The following is an 8,514-nucleotide window of genomic DNA, read 5'->3' as shown; positions in this document are numbered from 1 at the left end:
GTTGTCTTCCAGTTCCATGTTGATGGCCAGCGAGCGGATTTCCTTCACCAGGACGTTGAAGGATTCCGGCATGCCCGCGACCATCTCGTGCTCACCGTCGACGATGTTCTTGTACATCTGGTTGCGGCCCTGCACGTCATCGGACTTCACCGTCAGCATTTCYTGCAGGGTGTAGGCCGCGCCGTAGGCTTCCAGCGCCCAGACTTCCATTTCACCGAAGCGCTGGCCGCCGAACTGCGCCTTGCCGCCCAGCGGCTGCTGGGTGACGAGCGAGTACGGGCCGGTCGAACGGGCGTGCATCTTGTCGTCGACCAGGTGGTKCAGCTTCAGGTAGTGCATGTAGCCAACGGTGGTGTGGCGATCGAAGGCTTCACCGGTGCGGCCGTCATACAGCTGGGTCTGGCCACTGCTCGGCAGGTCGGCCAGTTCCAGCATGCGCTTGATTTCCGCTTCGGTGGCACCGTCGAACACCGGCGTTGCCATCGGCACGCCGTCGAACAGGTTGCGGGCCAGGCGCAGCAGTTCCTCGTCGCTGAACTGCGACAGGTCGACACGGTTGGCCACGTTGGTGTCATCGTGGTTGTAGATGTCGTCCAGGAACTTGCGCAGGTCGGCGACCGCGGCCTGGGCTTCCAGCATTGCCTGGATCTTGCGACCCAGACCCTTGGCTGCCCAGCCCAGGTGCACTTCCAGGATCTGCCCGATGTTCATACGCGACGGCACGCCCAGCGGGTTCAGCACGATGTCCACGGTTTCGCCCGAGGCCATGTACGGCATGTCCTCGACCGGCACCACGTTGGACACCACACCCTTGTTGCCGTGGCGGCCTGCCATCTTGTCGCCCGGCTGGATGCGGCGCTTCACTGCCAGGAACACCTTGACCATCTTCAGCACGCCCGGGGCGAGGTCGTCGCCAGCGGTGATCTTGCCGCGCTTGTCGGCGAAGCGACGCTCGAATTCCTTCTCGTGCGCCTGGATCTGCTTCTGTGCGCGTTCGATGGCTTCGGCGGCGTCCTCGTCCTTCATGYGCAGCACGAACCAGTCGGCCTTCTTCAGGCCATCCAGGTAGGCGTCGGAGATGACGTCGCCCTTCTTCAGGCCGGCGCCACCGTTGACCACCTTGCCGACGATCTGCGAACGCAGACGGGCATAGATGGCTGCTTCCAGGATGCGGAACTGGTCGTCGAAGTCCTTCTTGACGCGCTTGATTTCAGATTCTTCGATCTGACGGGCGCGCTTGTCCTTCTCGATGCCATCGCGGGTGAAGACCTGCACGTCGATGACGGTGCCGTCCATGCCCGGGGGCACGCGCAGCGAGCTGTCCTTCACGTCCGAAGCCTTCTCGCCGAAGATCGCGCGCAGCAGCTTCTCTTCCGGGGTCAGCTGGCTTTCGCCCTTCGGGGTGACCTTGCCGACCATGATGTCGCCGGCGCGGACTTCGGCACCGATGTACACCACGCCGCTTTCGTCCAGGCGGTTCAGCGCCTGCTCGGAAACGTTCGGGATGTCGGCCGAGATTTCCTCCGGCCCCAGCTTGGTGTCACGCGCAACGCAGGTCAGCTCTTCGATGTGGATCGTGGTGTAGCGATCCTCTTCCACCACGCGCTCGGAGAGCAGGATGGAGTCTTCGAAGTTGTAGCCGTTCCACGGCATGAASGCGATCAGCATGTTCTGRCCCAGGGCCAGTTCACCGATGTCGGTGGACGGACCATCGGCCAGCACGTCGCCACGCGCCACCACGTTGCCCACTTCCACCAGCGGACGCTGGTTGATGCAGGTGTTCTGGTTGGAGCGGGTGTACTTGATCAGGTTGTAGATGTCCACGCCGGCGTCGGACGCGTCGGTGATCTCGGCTTCATTGACCTTGACCACGATGCGGGCGGCGTCGATCTGCACGATCTCACCACCACGACGGGCGTTGACGGTCACGCCCGAGTCACGCGCCACGGCGCGCTCGATGCCGGTACCGACCAGCGGCTTCTGCGCACGCAGGGTCGGCACGGCCTGACGYTGCATGTTGGCGCCCATSAGYGCGCGSTKSGCGTCRTCGTGYTCSAGGAACGGAAYCAGCGCGGCCGCGATCGACACGGTCTGCATCGGCGAGACGTCCATGAAGTGGACTTCCGCCGGCGGCTTCAGCAGCGATTCGCCCTGGTAACGGCAGGGGACGAACTGCTCGGTCAGCACGCTGTTGGCATCGGTCAGGGCGTTGGCCTGGGCGATGACGTACTCGTTTTCTTCGATGGCCGACAGGAACTCGACTTCGTCGAAGACCTTGCCGTCCACGACCTTGCGGTACGGGGTCTCGAGGAAACCGTACTGGTTGGTGCGGGCGTACACGGCCAGCGAGTTGATCAGGCCGATGTTCGGGCCTTCCGGCGTTTCGATGGTGCAGACGCGGCCGTAATGGGTCGGGTGCACGTCGCGCACTTCGAAGCCGGCGCGCTCACGGGTCAGGCCGCCCGGGCCCAGGGCCGAGACGCGACGCTTGTGCGTGACTTCCGACAGCGGGTTGTTCTGATCCATGAACTGCGACAGCTGCGAGGAGCCGAAGAATTCCTTGATCGCCGCAGCCACCGGCTTGGCGTTGATCAGCTCCTGCGGGGTCAGGCCTTCCGACTCCGCCATCGACAGGCGTTCCTTGACCGCGCGCTCGACGCGGACCAGGCCCACGCGGAACACGTTCTCGGCCATTTCACCGACCGAACGCACGCGACGGTTGCCCAGGTGATCGATGTCATCGACCACGCCGCGACCGTTGCGGATCTCGGTCAGGACCTTGATCACGTCCAGGATGTCCGAGCTGTCGCCGTGTGCGGCAACCAGGCGCTTGGACTCTTCGTCGTTGCGCTCGCCGTAGTACTTGCGGTCGTACAGCACGGCTTCGCCGGTGGTTTCCTTGCGGCCCACGCGACGGTTGAACTTCATGCGGCCGACTGCGGACAGGTCGTAGCGCTCGAAGGTGAAGAACAGGTTGTGGAACAGGTTCTGCGCGGCATCCTTGGTCGGCGGCTCGCCCGGACGCATCATGCGGTAGATCTCGACCAGGGCTTCCAGCTGGGTCTTGGTCGGATCGATGCGCAGGGTGTTGGACAGGTACGGGCCACGATCCAGGTCGTTCACCCACAGGGTGCCCACCGCATCGACGCCGGCCTTGCGGAAGGCCTGCAGCTGTTCGTCGGTGATTTCGTCGTTGGCCTGGGCCAGCAGTTCGCCGGTGGAGGCATCGACCACGTCGTGCGACAGGATGCGGCCGACGATGTAGTCGTCCGGCACGGCCAGGGCGGCGATGCCCGAGGCTTCCAGCTGCTTGATGTGGCGCGCGGTGATGCGCTTGCCGGCTTCCACGATGACCTTGTCGCCGTCGGCGAGGTCGAAGCCCAGGGTTTCGCCGCGCAGGCGCTCGGGCACCAGCTCCAGCTGGACGCCTTCATCCGGGTTGATGTGGAAGGTGTTGATCTCGAAGAACTCGGCCAGCATCTCTTCGTTGCTGTAGCCAAGCGCACGCAGCAGGATCGACACCGGCAGCTTGCGGCGACGGTCGATACGGGTGAACAGCGCGTCCTTSGSGTCGAACTCGAWGTCSAGCCAGGARCCGCGRTARGGAATGATGCGSGCGSYGWASAGCAGCTTGCCSGAGSWRTGSGTYTTGCCMYKGTCGTGKTCGAAGAACACGCCMGGCGARCGGTGCAGCTGCGASACGATGACACGCTCGGTGCCGTTGACGATGAAGGTGCCGTTGTCGGTCATCAGCGGGATTTCGCCGAGGTAGACCTCCTGCTCCTTCACGTACTTGATGGCCTTGGTCGACGACTCGCGGTCGTAGATCACCAGGCGCACGGTCACGCGCAGCGGCGCACCGTAGCTCATGCCACGCTGACGGCACTCACGCTCGTCGAAGACCGGATCGCCCAGCTTGTAGCCGACGTATTCCAGGGCAGCATTGCCGCTGTAGCTGGCGATCGGGAAGACCGACTTCAGTGCAGCGTGCAGGCCGTGGTCCGTGCGCTTGGCCGGATCGACGTTCTCCTGCAGGAATTCACGGTAGGAATCCACCTGGATGGCGAGCAGGAACGGCACTTCGAGAATCGAACGCTGCTTGCCGAAATCCTTGCGGATACGCTTTTTTTCGGTGAACGAATAGGACGTCATGAGGTCTTCCACCTTGTTGTGCGAGTCGTGCGCCCACGACCCGAAGGGAACTTGAAATTGTCAGTTGGAAGTCGCTGGTATTGCCGGCACCAGCACGCCTTCTCCCGCTACTTCCAACTGCCAACTCGTCTGCATCCACTCCCCCGCCGCCGCGCGTTGCGCTGGCCGGCCAGGGTTTGACCGCAGCCCGTGTTGGGCTTTTTCACCGTATTTCCGTAGAACCGCGCCACGATTGGCCGGGCCTACAACAACGACCAAAGGCCGGGGGCTTACGCCCCCAGCCTTGGCTGCATCGCCGGATTTCGATGGCGACGCAATGGAAGTGCTTACTTGACTTCGACAGTCGCGCCAGCAGCTTCCAGGTCCTTCTTCATCTTCTCGGCTTCGTCCTTCGAAGCGTTGTCCTTCAGGACGCCGCCGGCTTCGGCCAGGTCCTTCGCTTCCTTCAGGCCCAGGCCGGTGATGGCGCGGACGGCCTTGATGACTTCGACCTTCTTGTCGCCAGCGGTCTTCAGGGTGACGACGAATTCGGTCTGCTCTTCAACGACGGCAGCCGGGCCAGCCACAGCAGCGGCGACCGGAGCAGCGGCGGAGACGCCGAACTTCTCTTCGATGGCCTTGACCAGCTCCATCACTTCCATCAGGGACTTCTCGGCGATGGCGTCGACGATCTGTTCGTTGGTAAGGGACATGATAATTACCTTTGGATGTTTTTCTGGATTGAGGTTCCGTCAGGAACCACGATTAGTCGAAACTCAGGCGGTCTCGGCGGCCGGTTCAGCAGCGTCGGCGGCGACGTCGCCACCATTCTGCTTGTCGCCGATTGCCTTGATGGCGCGGGCGAACATCGTGACCGGCTCGGTCAGGACGCGGGCCAGCATTGCCAGGGCCTGGTCACGGGTCGGCAGCGAGGCCAACACGTCGACATGGCTTGCCGGGAACACTTCGCCACCGATGGCGACGACCTTGGCCTGCAGCTTGTCGTTGCCCTTGGCGGCATCCTTGATCAGGCGACCGGCAGCGCCGGGCTCCTCAAGCGAGAACGCATACAGCAGCGGACCAACCAGCTTGTCCTGCGCACATGCGAACTCGGTGCCTTCAACGGCACGCGAAGCCAGGGTGTTCTTGACAACTTTCAAGAAAACGCCGGTTTCACGCGCCTGCTTACGCATCGCGGTCATCTGAGCGACCGTGGTGCCAGCGTATTCGGCTGCGATCAAGGAGTGTGCCTTACCAGCAATTTCTGCCAGCTCCGCGACTACTTCTTGCTTCTGGGACAGATTGAGAGCCATTGCACTCCTCCAATTGAACTCCGCTTACGGCTCCTGCCGTGTGCGGTCCTGTGCGGCATCCGTCCTGGACGCCGGGAACATCGGAATGATGTTCCGGGGGGTGGGCCGTTCTAGACCTGGAGTGGGCCAACCTGGGTAACCCCAGACGTGCGTGAACCAGAAAAACTCCAGAAGGGCACCATCTACGCAGGGTGATTCCTGGGAATCGATTAAGCGTTCGTGACTGCTCCGGCGGCGACTCCCTGCCAAATCGAGCTTCCGTGCCCGTCGCCGGCATGCCACGACCGCACCTGCGGTCTTTGACGGCTACCACCGGCGATGTGTTGCCGGCGATGCCTTCAAATGTCACGGTCGCGGGACCCGAGGGACCCGCGACCGCTTGAAACGATTACTTCAGGCTCAGCGACGACTGGTCGACGGTGACGCCCGGGCCCATCGTCGAGCTGACCGAAACCTTCTGCAGGTAGGTGCCCTTCGAGGTGGCCGGCTTGGCCTTGATCAGGTCCAGCAGCAGCGCGGTCAGGTTCGACTTCAGCGCGTCTTCGGCGAAGTCGGCCTTGCCGATGGTGCAGTGGATGATGCCGGCCTTGTCGGTGCGGTAACGCACCTGACCCGACTTGGCATTCTTCACAGCCTCACCCGGGTTCGGGGAGACGGTGCCGACCTTCGGGTTCGGCATCAGGCCGCGCGGGCCCAGCACGGTACCCAGCTTACCGACAACGCGCATTGCGTCCGGGGTCGCGATCACGACGTCGTAGTTCAGATCGCCGGCCTGCATCTTCTCGGCCAGGTCGTCCATACCGACGGCTTCGGCGCCAGCGGCCAGGGCTTCATCAGCCTTGGCACCGGCCGGAGCGAAGACAGCGACGCGGACCGACTTGCCGGTACCAGCCGGCAGCACGGTGGAGCCACGGACCTGCTGGTCGGACTTCTTCGCGTCGACGCCCAGGCGCACAGCAACGTCGATCGACTCGACGAACTTGGCCTTGGTGGCGGTCTTCAGGATGTTGATTGCGTCCTCGAAGGCGTATGCCTTGCCCGGAACGATAGCGGCCTTGATGGCCTTCTCACGCTTGGTCTGTGCCATCTTCTTAACCCTCCACCACGAGGCCCATGGAACGGGCAGAGCCAGCGATGGTACGCACGGCGGCGTCCAGGTCGGCGGCAGTCAGATCCGGTTCCTTCGCCTTGGCGATCTCTTCCAGCTGCTTACGGGTGACCTTGCCGACCTTCTCGGTGTTCGGGCGCTTGGAGCCCGACGAGATGCCAGCGGCCTTCTTCAGCAGGGTGGTGGCCGGAGTGCTCTTGGTGATGAAGGTGAACGTACGGTCCGAATAGGCCGTGATGATCACCGGAACCGGCAGACCCGGCTCGAGCTTCTGCGTGGCGGCATTGAAGGCCTTGCAGAATTCCATGATGTTCAGGCCGCGCTGACCCAGCGCAGGACCGACCGGCGGCGAGGGGTTGGCCTGACCGGCCTTCACCTGCAGCTTGATATAACCGACAACTTTCTTTGCCATGTGAGTACTCTCCGGGTGCTAGCGCCTTGCGACAACAGGCTCCCCATCGGACCGGGAATCACGCGTCCCGGCATCGCGTTTTGAAATCATGCCGAAGGCCACCTTTCGGTGGCCTCGTCCCGCCAGCTTCCCAACGGGAGCCGCGCAGCATATCAGGTTTTTTCTTCACATGCCTGAAGCGACATATGAATGCAGATCAGACGGCCTTTTCGACCTGACCGAACTCAAGTTCGACCGGGGTGGCGCGACCGAAGATCAACACCGAGACGCGCAGACGGCTCTTCTCGTAATTGACCTCTTCGACGACACCATTGAAGTCGTTGAACGGACCCTCGGTGACGCGGACCATCTGGCCCGGCTCGAACAGCACCTTCGGACGCGGCTTCTCGACGCCTTCCTGGACACGGTTCAGGATCGCCTCGGCCTCGGAGTCGGCGATCGGCAGCGGACGATCGGCGGTTCCGCCGATGAAGCCCATGACGCGCGGGGTTTCCTTGACCAGATGCCAGCTTTCGTTGTCGATGCGCGGAATACCGGCTTCTTCGTGGGTCTCGATCTGGACCAGCACGTAACCCGGGAAGAACTTGCGCTCGGAACGGCGCTTCTGGCCGGCGCGCATTTCGATCACTTCCTCGGTCGGAACCAGGACGTCGCCGAAGCGCTCTTCCATGCCGTCACGGACGATGCGATCGCGCAGAGCCTGCGCCACCGACTTCTCGAAGCCCGAATAGGCGTGAACGACGTACCAACGCTTCATGCATTTCTCCTTAGCGGCTCAGGAACCACTGAGTCAGTTTCTGGATGAAGAAGTCGAACCCGCCCAGCAGCAAGCTGAGAATCAGGACGACGACAATCACCACCCAGGTCATGCGAATGGCTTCCTGGCGGGTCGGCCAGACCACTTTACGCAGTTCAAAGCGCGACTCGGAGAGGAATTCGCGGGTGTCGCGCCCCTTGCCGGTCAGCATGAACACGCCGATACCGCCAACCAGGCCGACCACGACCGCCAACGCACGCAGCTGACCCGCCCACGCGCCCAGCTGGGCAGCGCGACCGGAGTCGGCGGAGAACCAGAACCAGACGAACAGACCTGCCAGCACCAGCAACGATGCGAGGACGTACTTGACGATATCCCCGCCTTGCGCGGAGGTGTCCTTGGAATGTTCGATCTTGCTATTCATCAGGCTGTGTCTGCTTTAGCGGCAGGGCCGCTCGGTAAGGTGGGCAGATGGCACGCCAGGAGGGACTCGAACCCCCAACCTGCGGTTTTGGAGACCGCTGCTCTGCCAATTGAGCTACTGGCGTACGTAGAAAACTTGCCTTCCCTTAGACGGCGAAGGCGGACCGAGGTTCCCGGCCCGCCACTCGCCAGACCGGCAGCGCTATGCGACCGCCGGCATGCAGGCTTACTCGAGGATGTTGGCAACCACGCCAGCACCGACGGTACGGCCACCTTCACGGATGGCGAAGCGCAGGCCGGCGTCCATGGCGACCGGATTGATCAGGGTGACAACCATCTTCACGTTGTCGCCCGGCATCACCATCTCGAC

General features: G+C 62.9%; 8 protein-coding genes and 1 tRNA gene. All 9 read right to left on the bottom strand.

From position 1 onward, the window contains the following. The coding region (gene rpoB, locus AC1VAN_RS04875) for a DNA-directed RNA polymerase subunit beta (protein WP_480985364.1) at positions 1-4,152 on the bottom strand (4,152 nt) is incomplete at its 3' end. Between the two features lie 326 nt (positions 4,153-4,478). Further along, positions 4,479-4,844, bottom strand: coding sequence for a 50S ribosomal protein L7/L12 (rplL, locus tag AC1VAN_RS04870; protein WP_025879347.1), 366 nt, complete (start codon positions 4,842-4,844; stop codon positions 4,479-4,481). Positions 4,845-4,907: 63 nt separating this feature from the next. Then, positions 4,908-5,444, bottom strand: coding sequence for a 50S ribosomal protein L10 (gene rplJ, locus AC1VAN_RS04865; protein WP_033830430.1), 537 nt, complete (start codon positions 5,442-5,444; stop codon positions 4,908-4,910). 388 nt (positions 5,445-5,832) lie between these two features. After that, complete coding sequence (gene rplA / locus AC1VAN_RS04860; protein ID WP_025879349.1) at positions 5,833-6,531, bottom strand: 50S ribosomal protein L1; 699 nt, start codon at positions 6,529-6,531, stop codon at positions 5,833-5,835. Between the two features lie 4 nt (positions 6,532-6,535). After that, complete coding sequence (rplK, locus tag AC1VAN_RS04855) at positions 6,536-6,964, bottom strand: 50S ribosomal protein L11 (RefSeq protein ID WP_004145248.1); 429 nt, start codon at positions 6,962-6,964, stop codon at positions 6,536-6,538. A gap of 196 nt (positions 6,965-7,160) precedes the next feature. Further along, positions 7,161-7,721, bottom strand: a complete 561-nt coding sequence (nusG, locus tag AC1VAN_RS04850) for a transcription termination/antitermination protein NusG (protein WP_025879350.1) — start codon at positions 7,719-7,721, stop codon at positions 7,161-7,163. Positions 7,722-7,731: 10 nt separating this feature from the next. Beyond that, positions 7,732-8,145: a preprotein translocase subunit SecE gene (secE, locus tag AC1VAN_RS04845; protein WP_025879351.1), complete on the bottom strand. Its 414-nt coding sequence runs from the start codon at positions 8,143-8,145 to the stop codon at positions 7,732-7,734. A 48-nt stretch (positions 8,146-8,193) separates the two neighbouring features. After that, a tRNA-Trp gene (locus tag AC1VAN_RS04840) sits at positions 8,194-8,269 on the bottom strand. 101 nt (positions 8,270-8,370) lie between these two features. Beyond that, a partial coding sequence (locus AC1VAN_RS04835; RefSeq protein ID WP_478049209.1) for an EF-Tu C-terminal domain-related protein occupies positions 8,371-8,514 on the bottom strand: 144 nt, incomplete at its 5' end.

This window comes from Stenotrophomonas sp. 05L44_2, assembly GCF_056665995.1.
Note: the sequence above shows the minus strand (reverse complement) of the source record. Positions and strands in the feature narration are given on the sequence as shown.